The organism is Streptomyces showdoensis (genome assembly GCF_039535475.1).
Taxonomy (GTDB): domain Bacteria; phylum Actinomycetota; class Actinomycetes; order Streptomycetales; family Streptomycetaceae; genus Streptomyces; species Streptomyces showdoensis.
The window spans coordinates 1882768-1900017 of the sequence record NZ_BAAAXG010000026.1 but is presented as its reverse complement, the minus strand read 5'-3'; the positions used below and the strand labels follow the sequence as shown (position 1 = coordinate 1900017).

Genomic DNA, 17250 nt, shown 5'->3' with positions numbered 1-17250 from the left:
GGTCGGGGTCCCGTTCGCCCCCCGGCCGGGTCCCCGGACGGCCCCCGTCCGCCCTCCCGTCTGGCATTCTCTGTCGACGTGGATCCCTTGAACGCGGAAGACCCGGTCACCATAGGCCCGTTCCGGCTGATCGGCCGGCTCGGCGTGGGCGGCATGGGCCGGGTGTTCCTGGCCCGCTCGGCGGGCGGACGCACGGTCGCCGTGAAGGTCGTGCACGCGGAGCTGGCCGCCCAGGACGAGTTCCGGCGCCGCTTCGCCCGCGAGGTCGCCGCCCTGGAACGGGTCGGCGGCACCGGGACCGCGCCCGTGCTCGGCTCCGACACCGGGGCCGAACTGCCCTGGGTCGCCGTCGGATACGTGCCGGGGCCCTCGCTGCGGACCGTCGTCGGCGACGACTACGGCCCGCTGCCGTCCGACAGCGTCCGCACCCTCGCCTCCGGGCTGGCCCGCGCCCTCGTCCACGTGCACGCCGCGGGGCTCGTCCACCGCGACCTGAAGCCCTCGAACGTCCTGCTGACCGTCGACGGACCGAAGATCATCGACTTCGGCATCGCCCGCGCCGTGGACACCGTCACGGACGGCGGCCTGACCAGCACCGGCGCCGTCGTCGGCTCGCCCGGCTTCATGTCCCCCGAACAGGTGCGGGGCGAGAAGCTGACGCCCGCCTCCGACGTCTTCTGCCTCGGCTCCGTCCTCGCGTACGCGGCGACCGGGCGCACCCCGTTCGGCGGGACCGACAGCGGCGTGCACGCCACCATGTTCCGCATCGCGCACGACGAGCCCGACCTGACGGACCTGGCGCCCGAGCTCAGCGGGCTCATCCGGGCGTGCCTCGCCAAGGACCCCGCCAGGCGGCCCTCCGCGACCGAGCTCGTCGACACCCTCCAGGTCACCGAGCCCTGGCTGCCCGCCGACCTGCTGGCCCGGCTCGGCCGGCACGCGGCGCAGCTCCTGGAGACGGAGGCGGAAGCCACCACCGCGCCCCCGCGCGAGCCGGCCGCCGCGCCGGACCCCGCCCCCACCGCCCCGACCCCCCGGCGCCGCCGCCGGGGCCTGACCGCCGCCCTCACCGCCCTCGCCGTCGCGGGGGGCCGCCGCCCTCGGATACCTCGCCTGGCAGGGGACGGGCGGCGGGACCGGCGGCCCGGACGGCAAGGGGCGCGGCACGGGGAGCTCCGCCTCCGCGCGGCCCGCCGGGATCGTCCCGGCCGCGTTCCTCGGGGCCTGGGAGGGCGTCCTGCGGGGCGCCGCGGACGCCCCGTACGAGACCAGCCGGATCGAGATCGGCCAGGGCGCGGCGGGCAGCAGGACCGCCGTCTACACCCATGTCACCGGGGAGCGGCTGTGCATCGGCCGCGCCGTGCTGCTCTCCGCCACCGATTCCGAACTCGTCCTGGGCGAGGCCGAGATCACCGCGAGCGTCCCGGCCCAGCGCTGCACGCCGGCCGCCCGCCAGACGCTGCGGCTGCGCGCCAACGACGTCGTCGAGTGGAGCTCGGGCGTCGCCAAGAGCACGTTCCAGCGCGCCAGGACCGGCGCGGCCGTCGTCCCGGCCGCGCTGCTCGGCACCTGGAACCAGGTGCCGCTCGGCGGGGTGGCGCCCCCGGAGCCCGACCGCTGGGTCAACCGCCTGACCGTCTCCCAGGGCCCGGTCGGCGCCCCCCTGGTCCGCGTCGAGCAGTCGTACCCGCGCACCGACTCCAACGGCGACAACACCTCCGAGAACGTCCACTGCACCGCCACGGCCCTCGTCGCCGCCGCGGGCCCCCTCCTCGTCGTCGGCCCCCAGACCCGCGACCCGGACAGCTGGGACCCGGACTGCGTCGAGGACGGCTCCACCAACCTGCGCATCGTCCGCTACCAGGGCAAGGACCGGCTCCTGGTCTACGGGATGTCCGCGGACGGGGAGCCGGGGGAGTACCAGCGGGGGTAGGGGCTACGAGGCCGGCGCCGCCGCCGCCGCGGTCGCCGCGCGGGCGTAGTCGTGGACGGCCCGGCGGGGGTCGTCGGCGCGCCAGGCGAGGGCGAAGCGGCATTCCGCGATGCCGTCGACGGGGCGGGTGACGACGCCGCCGCGGGTGAGCAGGGGCGCGTTGCCCGCGGCGACCAGGCAGACGCCGAGGCCGTCGACCAGGGCCTCGTACGTCTCGTCGGTGGAGGCGATCTCGGCGCCGATCCTGGGCGGGCGGCCGCCGCGGGCGTCCACGGCGAGCCAGTGGTCGCGCAGTTCGGGGCTGCCCTCGGGGAGCGCGAGGAAGGGCTCGTCGAGGAGGGCGGCGAAGGGGACGCGGTCGCGGGCGGCGAGCGGGTGGGTCTCGGGGAGGGCGAGCAGGCGGGGTTCGGTGGCGACGACGACCCAGCGGTAGCGCTCGGCGTCGGCGAGCGGCAGCCAGACGAAGGCCACGTCGCTGGTGCCGTCGGCGAGCCCGGCCGTGGGATCCTCCCAGCCCACCTGGCGCAGCCGCAGCCGGGCCTCGGGGTGCCGTTCGGTGAAGCGGGAGCGGATCGCCGGGAGCAGGCCGCCCCGGCCGGGGCTGGTGGACATGCCGATGACGAGCGTGGACCGCCGGGCCGCCAGGGCCTCCCGCAGCGCCGCCTCCCCCTCCGTCCAGGCCGCGAGCACCGCCCGGGCGTGCGGCAGCAGGGCCGTACCGGCGCCGGTGAGCCGGACGGTGCGCCGGTCGCGGTCGAACAGGGCGGTGCCGAGCTGCCGTTCCAGGGCCCGGATCTGCTTGCTGAGCGCGGGCTGGGAGACGTAGAGCCGTTCGGCGGCGCGGGTGAAGTGGAGCTCCTCGGCCACGGCGACGAAGTAGCGCAGGTCCCGGCCGTGCACGTCGAGCGTCGTCATGCCCCCTGGCTATCACGAAGGATCTTGGACGGGCAACGCCCTTTGCCCGCAGTCTTGTTGACAGAGTTCGGACGACGAGGGGAACGGAACACCATGAGCAGGGTCTGGTTGGTCACCGGGGCGAACAGCGGCTTCGGGCGCGCCTTCGCCGAGGCCGCGGTCGGCGCCGGCGACGTCGTGGTCGCCGCCGCCCGCCGTACGGGCACCCTGGACGACCTGGTCGCCGCCCACCCCGACCAGGTCGAGGCGGTCGCCCTGGACGTCACCGACCACGCGGCCGTCGAGCGGGTGGTCCGCGGGGTCGCCGAGCGGCACGGGCGCATCGACGTCCTGGTCAACAACGCGGGCCGGACCCACGTCGGCTCGGTCGAGGAGACGGACGACGCGGAGCTGCGCTCGCTCTTCGACGTGCACGTCTTCGGGCCCGCCGCGCTGACCCGGGCCGTCCTGCCGTACATGCGGGCCCGCCGCTCCGGCGCGATCGTGCAGCTCAGCAGCGTCGGCGGGCAGATGTCGATGGCCGGATTCGGCGCCTACAGCGCGACCAAGTTCGCCCTGGAGGGCCTGTCGGAGGCGCTGGCCGCCGAGGTGAACCCGCTGGGCATCCGGGTCCTGATCGTGGAGCCGGGCGCCTTCCGGACCTCCCTCTTCGGCAACGGCAGCCTCAGCACGGACACCGTCGCCGACTACGCCGACACGGTCGGCGCCACCCGCGCCTTCGTCGAGGGCGGCGACGGCGGGCAGGCCGGCGACCCGGCGAAGGCCGCCGCCGCGGTCCTGGCCGCCCTGGCCGCCGAGGAGCCGCCGCTGCGGCTCGCGCTCGGCCCCGACGCGATCGACGCGATCCACGCGCACCTGGAGCAGGTGCGGGGGGACCTGGCGGCCTGGGAGAAGGTCGGGCGGGAGACGGGCTTCGACGCGTAGGGGCACGGCGACGCGGGACAGAGCGGAGCAGGCCGGGCCAGGCCGGGCCAGGCCGGGCCAGGGCAGGGCAGGGCAGGGCAGGGCAGGGCAGGGCAGGGGAAAGGGCCCGCACCCCTCGGGGTGCGGGCCCTTCCGTCATGCCTGGAGGCCCCGGAGGACCCGGATGGGCCTAGAGGAACGAGTTGATCTCGATCGTCTCGGTGCGGCCCGGGCCCACGCCGATCGCGGAGATCGGGGCGCCGGACATCTCCTCCAGCGCCTTCACGTACGCCTGCGCGTTCTTCGGCAGGTCGCCGAAGGTCTTGGCCTTGGTGATGTCCTCGGACCAGCCCGGCAGCATCTCGTAGATCGGCTTCGCGTGGTGGAAGTCGGTCTGCGAGTAGGGCAGCTCCTCGACGCGCTTGCCGTCGATCTCGTACGCGACGCAGACCGGGATCTGCTCCCAGCCGGTCAGCACGTCGAGCTTGGTGAGGAAGAAGTCGGTCAGGCCGTTGACACGGGTCGCGTAGCGGGCGATGACCGCGTCGAACCAGCCGCAGCGACGGTCACGGCCGGTGGTCACACCGCGCTCGCCGCCGATGCGCCGCAGGGCCTCGCCGTCCGCGTCGAAGAGCTCGGTCGGGAACGGGCCGGCGCCGACGCGGGTCGTGTACGCCTTGAGGATGCCGATGACGCGGCTGATCTTCGTCGGGCCCACGCCCGCACCCGTGCAGGCACCGCCGGCGGTCGGGTTCGAGGAGGTGACGAAGGGGTACGTGCCGTGGTCGACGTCGAGCAGGGTGCCCTGGCCGCCCTCGAAGAGCACGACCTTGTCGTCGTCGAGCGCGTTGTTCAGGATCAGCGTGGTGTCCGCGACGAACGGCTTGATCTGCTCCGCGTACTGGAGCATCTCCTCGACGATCTGGGCGGCGTCGATCGCGCGGCGGTTGTAGAGCTTGGCGAGCAGCTGGTTCTTGCCCTCCAGCGCCGCCTCGACCTTCTGGGTGAGGATCGACTCGTCGTACAGGTCCTGGACCCGGATGCCGACGCGGTTGATCTTGTCGGCGTAGGTCGGGCCGATGCCGCGCCCGGTGGTGCCGATCTTGCGCTTGCCGAGGAACCGTTCCGTCACCTTGTCGAGGGTGACGTTGTACGGCGTGATCAGGTGGGCGTTGCCGCTGATCAGGAGCTTCGACGTGTCGACGCCGCGCTCGTTGAGTCCGCTCAGCTCGGAGAGCAGGACCGCCGGGTCGACGACGACACCGTTTCCGATCACCGGGGTGCACCCCGGGGAGAGGATTCCGGAAGGGAGAAGATGCAGCGCGTACTTCTGGTCGCCTACGACGACCGTGTGGCCGGCGTTGTTGCCGCCCTGGTAGCGCACCACATAGTCAACGGATCCACCGAGGAGGTCGGTGGCCTTTCCCTTGCCCTCGTCACCCCACTGAGCACCGAGCAGCACAAGTGCGGGCACAGGCGTACACCCCTTCCGGGTGGGGCATGTCCAAGGTCAGGGGGCGTACGCCGCCTCACCGGTGTGCCCCGGAATAGACGAAGCCCCTGGCGCAATAGCGCAAGGGGCTCTTGCACAAAGATGCTACCCGAGGAAGGACCGAGGTGTCGGATACCGACCAGCTGCTGGTCATCATCGACCCGGTCGCCCGCCGATTGGACGGCGAGTCCGTGCGCATCGCGAAGGATGTGCTGTCAGCCGGCGCGGAAACGAAGATCTGCCTGCCGGACGGTCCGGAGGAGTTCGCCCGGCTGCTGGCCAGGCGGGGTTCCCGGCGCCCCGTGGTGCTCGGCGACGACCGCGCGCTGCTCCGCACGGTGACCCTGCTCCACCGGGAGCGCGACCCCTCCCGCGCCCCCCTCGCGCTGGTCCCGATCGGCGTCCCCGACCACCTCCGGGTCGCCCGCGCGCTCGGCGTGCCGCCGGGCACGGTGGCGGCCGCCCGGACGGTCCTCGACGGCGTGGCGCGCCGCCTGGACCTGCTCGTGGACGACAGCGGCGGCGTCGTCCTGCACCGCCTGGACGTCCCGGCCTCCCGCGTCCTGGCCACCGCGCCGCCGACCGTCTGGGACACCTGCCGCTCCCTGGTGCGCACGCTGGTCCGCCCGGCGCCCGCGCCCGCGCACGCCGTCGACCGCGCCCACCGGCTGCGAGTGGAGGCGGACGGGGTGCTGCTCAGCGACGTGGACACCCCGCTGGAGGGGCTGACCGTGCGGGCCCTGGGCGGCTCGGCCGCGCTGACCCTCGCCCCCGCCGGCGCCCCGGCCGTGCACGCCACCGCCCAGGTCCTGACGGTGACCGGGCCCGACTTCCGCTACCGCGCCGACGCCACGGTCTCGGGACCGGTGCGGCGGCGGGAGTGGACGGTCCGGGCGGGGGCGTGGGCGCTGACGCTTCCCCGGGAGGCGGGCGCGGTCTAGCCTCCCCGGAGGCACGTGATCATGCGGGGAGCGGGGGGTCGTGGTGGGGTGCGCGCTGGACCGGGAGGAGACCCGGCAGGGGCTGGGGCGGTACCGGGGACAGGCGGTGCGGGGCACGACGGCGGGGGCGGTCCTCACCGCCCTCGGCCTGGTCTTCGCCCTGCTGCCCGTCGAGGCCTCCTGGTCGTCGGAGCCGGCCGCCGGTCTCGGCACGACCGGTCTGATCCTGCTGGCCATCTCCCTCAGCGCCCTGCGGAACGCCGGGCGGATCCGGCGGGCGCTGGCGGCGGGCGCGTGGTCGGCCCACCCCGCCGTGGCGGTCGTCCGCGGGGGCATGGTGCCCCCGTCGGTCGTCCTGGGCGACCGGGCCGCCGGGCGGGCCTGGCCGGTGGACCTGGCGGCGTCGAAGCACCGGTACGAGCGGGTCCTGCCGGGTCCCGACGGCGTCCTGTGGTGGTGCGGCGATCCGGACCGGGGCGGCGTGCTCGCGCCGCCCGGCGGCGGGGATCCGGTCTGGGCGCGGCCGGTACGCGGCCACCACACCCGGCAGCGGACCCTCCACCTGGCAGCGGCCGCGGGCCTCTTCGACCGCCCGTCCCCCGCCCAGCCGCAGGGCCCGGGGACGCGGGACGCGGCAGCGCGGGCCGCCGGGCCGCTCGACACGGACGCCGAGGCCGGGGCCGGGGCCGGGGCCGGGGCGCAGGGCCCCGGGGCCGGGGCGCGGGCCGCCGGGCCGCACGACGCCGCCGAGGCCTGGACCGGCGCCGGCGGCGGGGCCGGGGCCGCCACAGCGGGCACGCCCGGCACCACCGGCACCACCAGCGCCGAAGACTGGGTCCGGGGCCCTCGCCCCCTCACGTACGCGGTCCTCTCCGCCGCCGCCCGGCGGCAGGTCCTGCCCGGGACCGGCCGGCCGCACCGCGAGGCGGACGTGCGCGCGGTGCCGTGGTGGCGGGTGCGCTCGCTGCGGTGGGTGGCGGGCGTGCCGAAGCTGCTGGGCGCGCCGGTCCTCGTGGGGACCGGGCTGCTGATGCTGCTGAGCCGCTCGTCCGACTACCCGGCCGTCGTCGCGTACGCCGTCATCGCGTTCGGCGCGGGCTTCCTCCTGCACTCCGGCCACCGCTTCCTCACCGCCGGCCGCCCGGCCGCCCGGCTGCTCGCGCGGGCCGCGCGGGGCCCCGTGCCCGTGCCGAAGCGGTACGCGCTGCTGTTCGACCCGCACGGCGGCGCTCCGGTCCTGGTGCTCTTCCCGGGCGGCGACGGGGCGGCCGACCTGCCCGAGGCGGTGCTCCCGCTGCGGCTGCCCGGCACCCTGAAGCAGCCCCGGCGCGGGGTCCCGTCGGCCCCGGCCGGCCCGGTCGAGCTGCGCGGCGTGACGGACGGCGCCGGGCGGCCGGTGGTCGTCCCGTGGATCGAGGGGCGCCCGCTGTGGCCCTCCGGGCCGTACGAGGAGCTGCGCGCGGGTGATCGGGCCGCGCGGGAGTACCTGGAGCGGCTCGCGCCGCCTCAGGAGGCGCGGGTCGTCCCGGGGTCCCCCGCGGCCTGAGCCTCCTTGTGGGCCCGCCAGCGGTCCATCAGGCCGAGCATCTCCTTCTGGAGGAACTCGAAGAACTCGGCCGTCTCCGCCGTCCGGGTGCCCGCCGCGGTGTCCGGGCCGAGGATCTCGGAGCCGTCCCGCAGGACCTTCTCCCAGCGGGTGAGGACCTGGTCGCGGCGGGTGAAGGTCTCGTACCAGAGCTCGTTGTGCAGGACGTAGCGCTCGCGGCGGGTCCCGGGGTCGCGCTCGCGGCTGACCATGCTGACCTGGGTGAGGTAGCGGATCGCGCCCGAGACGGCGGCCGGACTGATCTTGAGCTGTTCGGCGAGCTCGGCCGAGGTCGCCGAGGCCGTCTCCGAGGCCAGCAGGGCCGCGAAGACGCGGGAGGCCATGCGCTGCATGCCCGCCTCGGTGAGCTCGGCGGCGAAGCGCTCGACGAAGCGGGAGACCGCCTCTTCGTTGGTCGTCGTCATGCCCTCCACTATGTCACTGACTTTCTATGGTTCCTTAACTTCACAAATTTGTGAAACCCGCGTACGTTCTGAACCATGACGAAGGCAATCACGATGGCCGGGCTCCGCAAGGCGTTCGGGCGCACCCACGCGCTGGACGGCCTCGACCTCGACGTCGCGGCCGGCGAGGTCCACGGCTTCCTCGGCCCCAACGGCGCCGGCAAGTCCACCACCATCCGGGTCCTGCTCGGACTGCTCCGCGCCGACTCCGGGGACGTGCGGCTGCTCGGCCGGGACCCCTGGGCCGACGCCGTCGAGCTGCACCGCCGGATCGCCTACGTACCCGGCGACGTCACCCTCTGGCGCAACCTCTCCGGCGGCGAGGTCATCGACCTGTACGGACGGCTGCGCGGCGGCCTCGACCCGGCCCGGCGGGCCCGGCTGACCGAGCGCTTCGAGCTCGACCCGACCAAGAAGGGCCGGACCTACTCCAAGGGCAACCGGCAGAAGGTCGCCCTGGTCGCCGCCTTCGCCTCCGACGCGGAGCTGTTCGTCCTCGACGAGCCCACCAGCGGACTCGACCCGTTGATGGAGGAGGTCTTCCAGGAGTGCGTCGGCGAGGCCCGCGAGCGCGGGGCGACCGTGCTGCTGTCCAGCCACATCCTCAGCGAGGTCGAGACCCTCTGCGACCGGGTCAGCATCATCCGCAAGGGCCGCACGGTCGAGTCCGGCTCGCTCGCCGAGCTGCGCCACCTCACCCGCACCAGCGTCGTCGCCGAACTCGCCGGCCCGCCGGACGGACTCGCCGGACTCCCCGGCGTCCACGGCCTCGACGTGCGGGGCCACCGGGTGCGGCTCCAGGTCGACACGGACCGGCTCGACGCGGTGCTCCGCTCGCTCACCGGCGCCGGGGTCCGCAGCCTGACCAGCACCCCGCCCACCCTGGAGGAGCTCTTCCTCCGCCACTACGAGGAAGACGGGGCGATGGCCCGATGAGTACGGCCGCCCTCACCGGCACCGGGGCCCTCACCCGGCTCGCCCTGCGCCGCGACCGGCTGATGCTGCCGGTCTGGGTCCTGGTCACCGGCGGCATGGCCGCCAGTGGCGCGGGCTCCCTCGAAGGCCTCTACGGCACCGCCGCCCAGCGCGCCGAACTCGCCGCCTCCATGACCGCCAACAGCTCGATGCGCTCCCTGTACGGCCCGGTCTTCGACGACTCCCTCGGCGCGCTCGTCGCCTGGCGGTTCGGCACCTTCGCCGCCGTGCTCGCCGCCGTCATGAGCCTGATCATCGTCGTCCGGCACACCCGCGAGGAGGAGGAGACGGGCCGTCAGGAGATGCTGTCCGCCGCCGCGGTGGGCCGCCGCGCCCCGCTGACCGCCGCGCTCCTCACCGCGCTCGCCGCCGACGCGGCCGTCGCCCTCGTCGTGACCGCCGGGCTCGCCGGACAGGGCGCGGCCGGGGCGCTCGCGCTCGGCCTCGCGATCGGCGGGACCGGCATGGTCTTCGCGACGCTCGCCGCGATCGTCGCCCAGCTCACCGAGAGCGCCCGGCTCGCCAAGGGCCTGACGGCGGGCCTGCTCGGCCTCGCCTTCACGCTCCGCGCGGCGGGCGACGCGGGGGACCCCTCGGGCGGGGCCGTCCTGACCTGGCTCTCCCCCGTCGGCTGGACCGAGAACGTCCGCGCCTTCGCCGGCGAACGCTGGGGGGTGCTGCTGCTGATCGCCGCGGCCGTCGGCGTCCAGACGGCCGTCGCGTACGGCCTGACGGCCCGCCGTGACGTGGGCATGAGCTTCCTGCCCACCCGCCCGGGCCCCGCCTCGGGCCGGCTCGCGACGGCGGGCGCCCTCGCCTGGCGGCTCCAGCGCGGCACGCTGCTCGGCTGGTCGCTCGGCTTCCTGCTCGGCGGCCTGGTCTTCGGCGGCATGGTCGAGGGGGCGGCCGAGCTCGTCGGCGACAACGAGAAGGCCCGGGAGATCTTCGAGCGGATGGGCGGGCAGAGCGCCCTCACGGACGCCTTCCTCGCCACCATGGTCGGCCTGTTCGGGATGGTCGCCGCCCTGTTCGCGGTCGGCTCGGTGCTGCGGCTGCACGGCGAGGAGACCTCGCAGCGCGCCGAACCGCTGCTCGCCGCCCCCGTCGGCCGGCTGCGCTGGGCGGCCGGTCACCTGGCGGTCGCCTTCGGCGGATCGGCGCTGATCATGCTCCTGAGCGGGCTGGGCCTGGCCCTCGCGTACGGGCACGGCCTCGGCCCGGTCCTGGGCGCCTCGCTCGCCCAGCTCCCGGCCGTCTGGACCCTGGCCGGCCTCGCGGTGCTGCTCTGGGGCGCCGTCCCGAGGGCCGCCGTCGCCGCCTGGGGCGTGGCCGGGGCGTGCCTGGCCCTCGGCTGGATCGGCCCCGCCCTCGACCTGCCGCGGGCCGTCCTGGACCTCTCCCCCTTCGCCCACCTGCCGAAGCTGCCCGGCCAGGAGCTCGCCTGGACCCCGCTGCTCGCCCTCACGGCGCTGGCGGCGGCCCTGACGGCGGCCGGCCTGGCGGGGCTGCGCCGGCGGGACCTGACGAGCTGAGCCGGTACGTACCCGCGAGGACCCCCGCCGGGCCGATCCGACGGGGGCCCTCCCGTACGCCCGGGTGCCCGGGGTCCCGGCCTCAGACCTCGACCAGCAGCTCCTCGAAGCCCCTGATGACGTACCCCGGCTTCCACACCGGCTCCGCGACCAGCCGGAGGCCCGGTGCGCGGCGGAGGAGTTCGCCGAAGACGGCCGTCAGCTCCAGGCGGGCGAGCGGGGCGCCGAGGCAGTAGTGGATGCCGGCGCCGAAGGTGAGGTGCGGGTTGTCGGCGCGGGTGAGGTCGAGCCGGTCGGCGGTGGGGCCGAAGCGGGCCGGGTCGCGGTTGGCGGAGCCGAAGAGCAGGGCGACCTCGGAGCCGCGCGGGATGACCTGGCCGCCGAGCTCGATGTCGTCGAGGACCCAGCGCTCGAACATCTGGAGCGGGGTGTCGAAGCGCAGAAGTTCTTCCACAGCTGTGGACAACTTTTCGGGATCGGGCTCCGGACCGGGGCCGAGCTCCGGGCGGACCCCGTGCGACAGCAGCGTCCACCAGCCGTTGACCGTGGTGTTCACGGTGGCCTCGTGGCCGGCGTTCAGGAGCAGCACGCAGGTGGAGACCATCTCCTGCTCGGTCAGCTCCGCCACGCCGATCAGCGCCGAGATCAGATCGTCCCCCGGGTCCTCGCGGCGCCGGGCGATCAGCTCCCGCAGGTAGTCGGAGAACTCGATCGAGGCGCGGACCGCGCGGCGGGCCGTCTCCTCCGAGGGGTTCAGCTCGAACATGCCGCAGATGTCCGCGGACCACGGCCGCAGCATCCCCCGCTCCTCGTCGCCCTCCGGGATGCCGAGCATCTCGGCGATCACCGCCACCGGGAGCGGCTCGGCGACCGCCGCGAGCAGGTCGCCGCCCCCGTCCGCGACCAGCGCCCCCACCAGCTCCGCCGCGAGCCGCCGCACCGTCGGCGCCAGCCGCTCCACGGTCCGGGGCGTGAACGCCTTGGAGACGAGCCGCCGGATCCTGGCGTGGTCGGCGCCCTCCAGGTCGAGCAGCCCGTGGTCGTTGAGCGTGTGGAAGGGCTCGTGGGCGGCGTCCGGGGCCTCGCGCCCGAACTCCTCGTGGCTGAAGCGGTGGGTGTACGTACGCCCGAGGCGGCGGTCCCGCAGCAGCGCCGACACGTCCGCGTAGTGCGGGACCAGCCACTGGCGGGTCGGCGCGTACCAGTGGGCGCGCCCGGCGGCGCGCAGCTCCGCGTAGGCGGGGTAGGGATCGGCGACGAACTCCGGGGACCAGGGGTCGAAGGCAGCGTCCATGACCGGACGCTACCGGCCCCGCGGCCCCCGGGCCCCCCGTACGGCCTCAGCCGCCGACCTGCACCAGCCGTGCCTCGTACGCGAAGACCGCCGCCTGCGTCCGGTCGCGCAGGCCCAGCTTCACCAGGATGCGGCTGACGTGGGTCTTGATCGTGGACTCGGCCACGACCAGGTGGTCGGCGATCTCCACGTTCGACAGGCCCTGCGCGATCAGCACCAGGACCTCCGTCTCGCGCTCGGTCAGCTCGCCGATCTGCGCCATGGCGGGCGGCCGCGGCGAGACCGCCGAGCGGGCGAACTCGGTGATCAGGCGCTTGGTGACGGTCGGCGCGAGCAGCGCCTCGCCGCTCGCGACCACCCGGACGCCGTCGGCGAGCTGCCGGGCCGAGGCGTCCTTGAGCAGGAAGCCCGAGGCCCCGGCGCGCAGCGCCTGGTACACGTACTCGTCGAGGTCGAAGGTGGTCAGCACGAGCACCTTCGCGTCCGCGTCGGCGGCGACGATCTCGCGGGTGGCCTCGATGCCGTTCAGCTCCGGCATGCGGATGTCCATCAGGACCACGTCGGGGCGGAGCGCGGCGACCTGGGCGACGGCCTCGCGCCCGTTGACGGCCTCGCCGACCACCTCGATGTCCGGCATCGCGCCGAGCAGCACGGAGAAACCCTCGCGGACCATCATCTGGTCGTCGACGATCAGGACCCGGATCGTCATTCGACGACCTCCTCACGGGGGACGGGGATGTACGCGGTGACGGCGTAGCCGCCCTCGTCGGTCGGCTCGGCCGTCATCTCCCCGTTGAGCATGGCGACCCGCTCCCGCATCCCGGTGATGCCGTGCCCGGCACCCATCGAAGGGGGCCGGCGCAGCCCTCCTTCCGGGGTGGTGGCCGGGTGACGGGTGGGCTTGACCAATCCGCGGGCCGGGCCGTTGACGATCCGCAGCCCGATCCCGCCGAGGACGTGGCTCACCTCGACCTTGGCACCGGCGCCGGGCGCGTGCCGCAGCACGTTCGACAGCGCCTCCTGGACGATCCGGTACGCCGAGAGTTCCACGCCCTGCGGCAGCTCGCGCACCTGCCCGGTCACCGTCAGCTCGACGTCCAGACCGGCCTCGCGGACGTTGCCGACCAGGCCGTCCAGGTCGGCGAGGGTGGGCTGCGGGGCGTCCGGCGCCTCGTAGTCCTCCGCGCGGACGACGCCGAGGACGCGGCGCAGCTCGGTCAGGGCGGCGACGGCGTTCTCGCGGATGGTCGCGAAGGCCTGCTCCAGCTCCGGCGGAGGGTTCTCCACCCGGTACGGGGCGGCCTCGGCCTGGATGGCGACCACCGACATGTGGTGGGCGACGACGTCGTGCAGCTCGCGGGCGATGGTGGTGCGCTCCTCCAGGAGCGTGCGCTTCGACCGCTCCACGGCCGTCACCGACTGCTGGGCGGTGACCTCGGCGGCGGCCTCCCGGCGGACCTGGCGGACGGTGACGACCAGCAGGATCAGCGCGGAGAAGAACAGCAGCTGGGGGGCGTCGTTGGTGAGTCCCACCCCCACCCCGAACAGGAAGCTGGCGAAGAAGGCGTAGCCGGCGGTGATCAGCCACATCCAGGCGGCGGTGCGGGGGCGGGTGCGCAGGGCCACGATGGTGAGGACGACCAGGTGGCCGGCGAGCGAGTTCGGCTCCCAGGGCCACATGCCCGAGAACCCGACGTACGCGAGGAACGGGGTCGAGACGAGCGACACCCAGAAGGCGAAGACCGGCCGCACGAGGGTGAGCAGCACCGTCGCGGCGGGGAAGCCGGCGAAGAGCAGTCCCCGCAGGCCGTAGTGGCCGCCGGTCGTGTAGCCGATGCCGAACACGATCACGGCGAGGCCGATGACCAGGGCGTGCGGCAGCAGGCCGGCGTAGATCCGTATCCGCTCCGGCAGGAAGCGGGTCAGGCCGCGCTCCACGTTCATGCGGGGCAGCGGGCGGTAGGCGTTGGCGTCGTCGAGAAGGTCCGCCCGCAGACCGCCGAGCGCCTTCATCGTCAGGCGGAGCTCGGGGCTGCCGCTCGTTTCGGAGGTCCGGGTCGTCGAAGTCACACGAACACCGTACGGGCGGGGCCGCCCGGCGGGCGTCCCGCTGGATACGGATCCTGGCAGGTCCGCCTTGAGGACTACGGCGGCCCCGGGGGCTACCAGGCGAGCTGGGCGATCTCCTCGGCCACCACCGCGCAGGCGTCCGCCGACGGGTCGATCAGCGGGAAGTGGCCCGCGTCCTCGAGCAGCGTGAAGCCGACCGTCTCGCCCGCCCTGGCCGCCGCGTCGACGTAGGCCTCGGCGACGGCGGGCGGGACGACGATGTCCTCGCGCCCCTGGACGACGGTGGTGGCGATGCCGGTCGGGAGGAGCAGCGAAGGGTCGGCGTGCGCGGCACGCGCGGAGAACTCTGCTTCCTCGCCCAGGAGTTGGCCGACGGCGCCGCCGCACACCGCCAGCTCCACCGCGCTCCCGAAGTGCGCGATCGGGGCCAGGGCCACCACCCCGCGCAGGGCCGGCGGGGCCGGCAGGCGCCACGGGGAGCCGGCGGGCAGGACGTGCCGGGCCGCGGCCCACAGCGCCAGGTGGCCGCCGGCCGAGTGGCCGGTCAGCACGATGCGGCGCGGGTCGGCCGCCGGCAGGGCCTCGGCGGCCAGGTCCGGGACGGCGTCGAGCGCCGCGGCCACGTCGTCGAAGGTGTCCGGCCAGCGCCCGGCCACCAGGCCCCCGTTCCCCCGCCGGTACTCGACGTTGGCCACCGCGAAACCGCGGCGGGCCAGGAAGTCCGTGAAGGGCGTCAGGTGCCGCCGGTCGTAGGGGGCCCGCCAGGCGCCGCCGTGCAGGGCGACCACCAGCGGGGCGCTCCGGCGGCCGTCGCGCGGGGCGTAGAAGTCGACGACCTGCTCGGGGTGCGCACCGTACGCGGCGGAGGCGTCCGGGGGGACGGCCGGGTGCGAGAAGGCCGATGCCTCTTCGGCGGCGTCGCGCGCGGCGGGGTCCGGCATGCTGCTTCCAACCTCTCGGATACGAGGCCGAATTGGCCTGACCTGCGGGGACGGTACCAGGAGTCCGGCACCCGCAGATCAGGCGATCATCAGACCTGTGCCGGAGGCAGGTGTGCGGGGACGTCCGCCAGGACCTCCGCGAGCACCCGGGCCGCCCGCTCCGCGTCCGCGAAGCCGACGTACAGCGGGGTGAAGCCGAAGCGGAGGATGTCCGGGCGGCGCAGGTCGCCGACGACTCCGCGCCGGATCAGCTCCGCCATCACCGCGGGCGCCTCGGCGCAGCGCAGCGCGACCTGGCTGCCCCGTTCCCCGTGCGCCTCGGGCGTCACCGAGACGACCCGCCCCGCGGGGACGTACGCCTCGACGCACTCCAGGAAGAAGTCCGTGAGGGCGAGGGACTTGGCCCGTACGTCCTCGATCGCGACCCCGTCCCAGACGTCGAGCGCCGATTCCAGGGCGAGCGTGGACAGGATGTCGGGCGTGCCGACCCGGCCCCGCAGCGCGCCGTCGGCGGCCTGGTAGCCCGGGGTCATCCCGAACGGGTCGGCGTGCGAGTTCCAGCCGGGCAGCGGCGAGTCGAAGGCCGCCTGGTGGCGCTCGGCGACGTACAGGTACGCGGGCGAACCGGGGCCGCCGTTCAGGTACTTGTAGGTGCAGCCGACGGCCAGGTCGACCCCGTGCTCGTCCAGCCCGACCGGCAGGGCGCCCGCGCTGTGGCACAGGTCCCAGACGGCCAGCGCGCCCGCCGCGTGGAGGGCGGCGGTGAGCCCGGGCAGGTCCTGGAGCCGTCCGGTGCGGTAGTCGACGTGGTTGACCAGGGCGAGGGCGGTCCGGGGGCCGGCCGCGGCGGCCATCTCCGCCGGGTCGAGGGGCACGATCCGGTGACCGGTCAGGCGCGCCGCGGACGCCGCGATGTACCCGTCCGTGGGAAAGGTCGTCGCGTCGACGAGGATCTCGTCGCGTCCCTCCCCGGCCAGCCGGGCCGCCGCGACGACCGCCTTGAAGACGTTCACGCTGGTCGAGTCGCCGACCACGATCCGTCCGGGCGCGGCGCCGACGAGCGGGGCGATCCGGTCGCCGATCCGCTCGGGCGCGGTCCACCAGCCGGACTCGTCCCAGGAACGGATGCGCAGCTCGCCCCACTCGCGGGCGAGGACGTCGGCCATCCGGGCGGGCACGTGGGCGGGCAGGGCGCCGAGCGAGTTGCCGTCCAGGTAGACGCCCTCGTCGAGCACGAACTTCTTCCGGTGCACGCCGAGTCCGTCGGCCCGGTCGAGCTCGGCGGCCCGACGCGCGTAGGTGTCAGACATGGCTGCGCGCCGTCCACAGCTCGGGGAACACGTTCTTCTGCGCCCGCTTCTCCAGCCAGGCCACCCCGGCCGAGCCGCCGGTGCCGGTCTTGGCGCCCATCGCGCGCCGGGTCGCCACCAGGTGGTCGTTGCGCCAGCGCCACACCAGCTCGGCGACGTCGCTCAACGCCTCGCCGAGCCGCACGAGTTCGCCGTTCTGGTCGGGGTCGGCGTAGATCCCGGCCCAGATCCGCTCGACCTCGGGGTGCGGCTCGTAGCGCAGCGCCAGGTCGCGGCCGAGGACCTCGGCCGGGACGGGCAGGCCGCGCCGGGCGAGCAGCCGCAGCGTCTCGTCGTACAGGCTGGGCTCCTGGAGCGCCTTCTCCAGCTCGGCGTGGACCCGGGGCGCGCCCCGGTGCGGCACCAGCATGGAGGCCGCCTTCTCGCCGAGCAGGAACTCCATCCGCCGGTACATCGCCGACTGGAAGCCGGAGCCCTCGCCGAGCGCGCCGCGGTAGGCGTTGAACTGGGCGGGGGTGAGCTGGGCGAGCGGCCGCCAGGAGTGGTTCAGCGCCTCCAGCTCGCGCACGGACCGCTTGAGCGCGTCCCTCGCGACGGCCAGGTCGTCCTCGCGCAGAGCCCGGCTCGCGGTCTCCCACTCGTGGACGATCACGGTGAACCACAGCTCCATGACCTGGGTGGTGACCAGGAAGACCATCTCGCCCGGGTCGTCGGAGCGCAGGTGCTGGAGGTGGGTGAGGACGTCCGCCTGGACGTAGTCCTCGTACGGCGTGGTGCCCGCGAAGTCGAGATTCGGCGCATCGGCGACCGAACCGGCTCCGGCATCGGGGAAGGTGGACATTTCTGTCTCCTCGATACGTACTACCGGGTAGCGGTCCGCTCGTCGCCTTCCGGC

At 74.9% G+C, this 17250-nt stretch carries 15 protein-coding genes and 1 pseudogene; 7 read left to right on the top strand and 9 right to left on the bottom strand.

Annotated features, from left to right (window positions below; translation table 11 throughout):
• Window positions 1-153: 153 nt before the first annotated feature.
• Window positions 154-825, top strand: a pseudogene (locus tag ABD981_RS21655) (serine/threonine-protein kinase); the annotation flags it as partial.
• A 535-nt stretch (window positions 826-1360) separates the two neighbouring features.
• Window positions 1361-1933 (top strand): hypothetical protein, encoded by a 573-nt coding sequence (locus tag ABD981_RS21650; RefSeq protein ID WP_345530195.1) that lies wholly within the window; start codon window positions 1361-1363, stop codon window positions 1931-1933.
• 3 nt (window positions 1934-1936) lie between these two features.
• Here the strand turns inward: ABD981_RS21650 and ABD981_RS21645 are convergent, their stop codons facing one another.
• Window positions 1937-2848, bottom strand: a complete 912-nt coding sequence (locus tag ABD981_RS21645; protein WP_046911855.1) for a LysR family transcriptional regulator — start codon at window positions 2846-2848, stop codon at window positions 1937-1939.
• 93 nt (window positions 2849-2941) lie between these two features.
• On the opposite strand from ABD981_RS21645, the gene ABD981_RS21640 reads away from it, so the two are divergent.
• Window positions 2942-3772 carry an oxidoreductase gene (locus tag ABD981_RS21640; RefSeq protein ID WP_046911856.1) on the top strand — a complete coding sequence of 277 codons (831 nt, stop codon included), beginning with the start codon at window positions 2942-2944 and terminating at the stop codon, window positions 3770-3772.
• Between the two features lie 169 nt (window positions 3773-3941).
• Here ABD981_RS21640 and ABD981_RS21635 read toward each other — a convergent pair whose 3' ends face one another.
• Window positions 3942-5225: an adenylosuccinate synthase gene (locus ABD981_RS21635; protein WP_046911857.1), complete on the bottom strand. Its 1284-nt coding sequence runs from the start codon at window positions 5223-5225 to the stop codon at window positions 3942-3944.
• Window positions 5226-5368: 143 nt separating this feature from the next.
• Between ABD981_RS21635 and ABD981_RS21630 the strand changes: the two genes are divergently transcribed.
• Both ABD981_RS21630 and ABD981_RS21625 read left to right on the top strand, forming a co-directional pair.
• On the top strand, window positions 5369-6184 hold the full coding sequence (locus ABD981_RS21630; RefSeq protein ID WP_046911858.1) for a diacylglycerol kinase family protein: 816 nt from the start codon (window positions 5369-5371) through the stop codon (window positions 6182-6184).
• 40 nt (window positions 6185-6224) lie between these two features.
• On the top strand, window positions 6225-7730 hold the full coding sequence (locus ABD981_RS21625) for a hypothetical protein (RefSeq protein WP_345530192.1): 1506 nt from the start codon (window positions 6225-6227) through the stop codon (window positions 7728-7730).
• Here the strand turns inward: ABD981_RS21625 and ABD981_RS21620 are convergent.
• Window positions 7691-8194, bottom strand: coding sequence for a GbsR/MarR family transcriptional regulator (locus tag ABD981_RS21620; RefSeq protein ID WP_046910350.1), 504 nt, complete (start codon window positions 8192-8194; stop codon window positions 7691-7693). The two genes, ABD981_RS21625 and ABD981_RS21620, sit on opposite strands and share 40 nt — an antisense overlap.
• 75 nt (window positions 8195-8269) lie before the next feature.
• Between ABD981_RS21620 and ABD981_RS21615 the strand changes: the two genes are divergently transcribed.
• A complete protein-coding gene (locus ABD981_RS21615; RefSeq protein WP_046910349.1) occupies window positions 8270-9169 on the top strand; it encodes an ABC transporter ATP-binding protein in 900 nt (299 codons plus the stop codon).
• A complete protein-coding gene (locus ABD981_RS21610) occupies window positions 9166-10740 on the top strand; it encodes an ABC transporter permease (RefSeq protein ID WP_046910348.1) in 1575 nt (524 codons plus the stop codon). The genes ABD981_RS21615 and ABD981_RS21610 overlap by 4 nt, the downstream gene beginning before the upstream one ends.
• 82 nt (window positions 10741-10822) lie before the next feature.
• On the opposite strand, the gene ABD981_RS21605 is transcribed toward ABD981_RS21610, so the two are convergent.
• The 6 genes from ABD981_RS21605 to ABD981_RS21580 form a co-directional block, all read right to left on the bottom strand.
• Window positions 10823-12034: a cytochrome P450 gene (locus tag ABD981_RS21605; protein ID WP_046910347.1), complete on the bottom strand. Its 1212-nt coding sequence runs from the start codon at window positions 12032-12034 to the stop codon at window positions 10823-10825.
• Between the two features lie 46 nt (window positions 12035-12080).
• The gene (locus ABD981_RS21600; protein ID WP_046910346.1) at window positions 12081-12743 is read right to left on the bottom strand and encodes a response regulator; all 663 of its coding nucleotides are present in this window, start codon (window positions 12741-12743) and stop codon (window positions 12081-12083) included.
• Window positions 12740-14047, bottom strand: coding sequence for a sensor histidine kinase (locus ABD981_RS21595; RefSeq protein WP_123954930.1), 1308 nt, complete (start codon window positions 14045-14047; stop codon window positions 12740-12742). The genes ABD981_RS21600 and ABD981_RS21595 overlap by 4 nt, the downstream gene beginning before the upstream one ends.
• Window positions 14048-14196: 149 nt before the next feature.
• Entirely contained in the window at window positions 14197-15045 is an 849-nt protein-coding gene (locus tag ABD981_RS21590) for an alpha/beta hydrolase family protein (protein WP_046910344.1), read from the bottom strand.
• An 89-nt stretch (window positions 15046-15134) separates the two neighbouring features.
• Entirely contained in the window at window positions 15135-16355 is a 1221-nt protein-coding gene (kynU, locus tag ABD981_RS21585) for a kynureninase (protein WP_046910343.1), read from the bottom strand.
• On the bottom strand, window positions 16348-17196 hold the full coding sequence (locus tag ABD981_RS21580) for a tryptophan 2,3-dioxygenase family protein (protein ID WP_046910342.1): 849 nt from the start codon (window positions 17194-17196) through the stop codon (window positions 16348-16350). The genes kynU and ABD981_RS21580 overlap by 8 nt, the downstream gene beginning before the upstream one ends.
• Window positions 17197-17250: the final 54 nt, after the last annotated feature.

Bases quoted from the DNA above. Each gene is read 5' to 3' on its own strand.
- ABD981_RS21645 (WP_046911855.1), bottom strand. From the start codon at position 2,848: ATGACGACGCTCGACGTGCACGGCCGGGACCTGCGCTACTTCGTCGCC.
- ABD981_RS21640 (WP_046911856.1), top strand. From the start codon at position 2,942: ATGAGCAGGGTCTGGTTGGTCACCGGGGCGAACAGCGGCTTCGGGCGC.
- ABD981_RS21620 (WP_046910350.1), bottom strand. From the start codon at position 8,194: ATGACGACGACCAACGAAGAGGCGGTCTCCCGCTTCGTCGAGCGCTTC.
- ABD981_RS21615 (WP_046910349.1), top strand. From the start codon at position 8,270: ATGACGAAGGCAATCACGATGGCCGGGCTCCGCAAGGCGTTCGGGCGC.
- ABD981_RS21610 (WP_046910348.1), top strand. From the start codon at position 9,166: ATGAGTACGGCCGCCCTCACCGGCACCGGGGCCCTCACCCGGCTCGCC.
- ABD981_RS21605 (WP_046910347.1), bottom strand. From the start codon at position 12,034: ATGGACGCTGCCTTCGACCCCTGGTCCCCGGAGTTCGTCGCCGATCCC.
- ABD981_RS21600 (WP_046910346.1), bottom strand. From the start codon at position 12,743: ATGACGATCCGGGTCCTGATCGTCGACGACCAGATGATGGTCCGCGAG.
- ABD981_RS21595 (WP_123954930.1), bottom strand. From the start codon at position 14,047: ATGAAGGCGCTCGGCGGTCTGCGGGCGGACCTTCTCGACGACGCCAAC.
- ABD981_RS21590 (WP_046910344.1), bottom strand. From the start codon at position 15,045: ATGCCGGACCCCGCCGCGCGCGACGCCGCCGAAGAGGCATCGGCCTTC.
- kynU (WP_046910343.1), bottom strand. From the start codon at position 16,355: ATGTCTGACACCTACGCGCGTCGGGCCGCCGAGCTCGACCGGGCCGAC.
- ABD981_RS21580 (WP_046910342.1), bottom strand. From the start codon at position 17,196: ATGTCCACCTTCCCCGATGCCGGAGCCGGTTCGGTCGCCGATGCGCCG.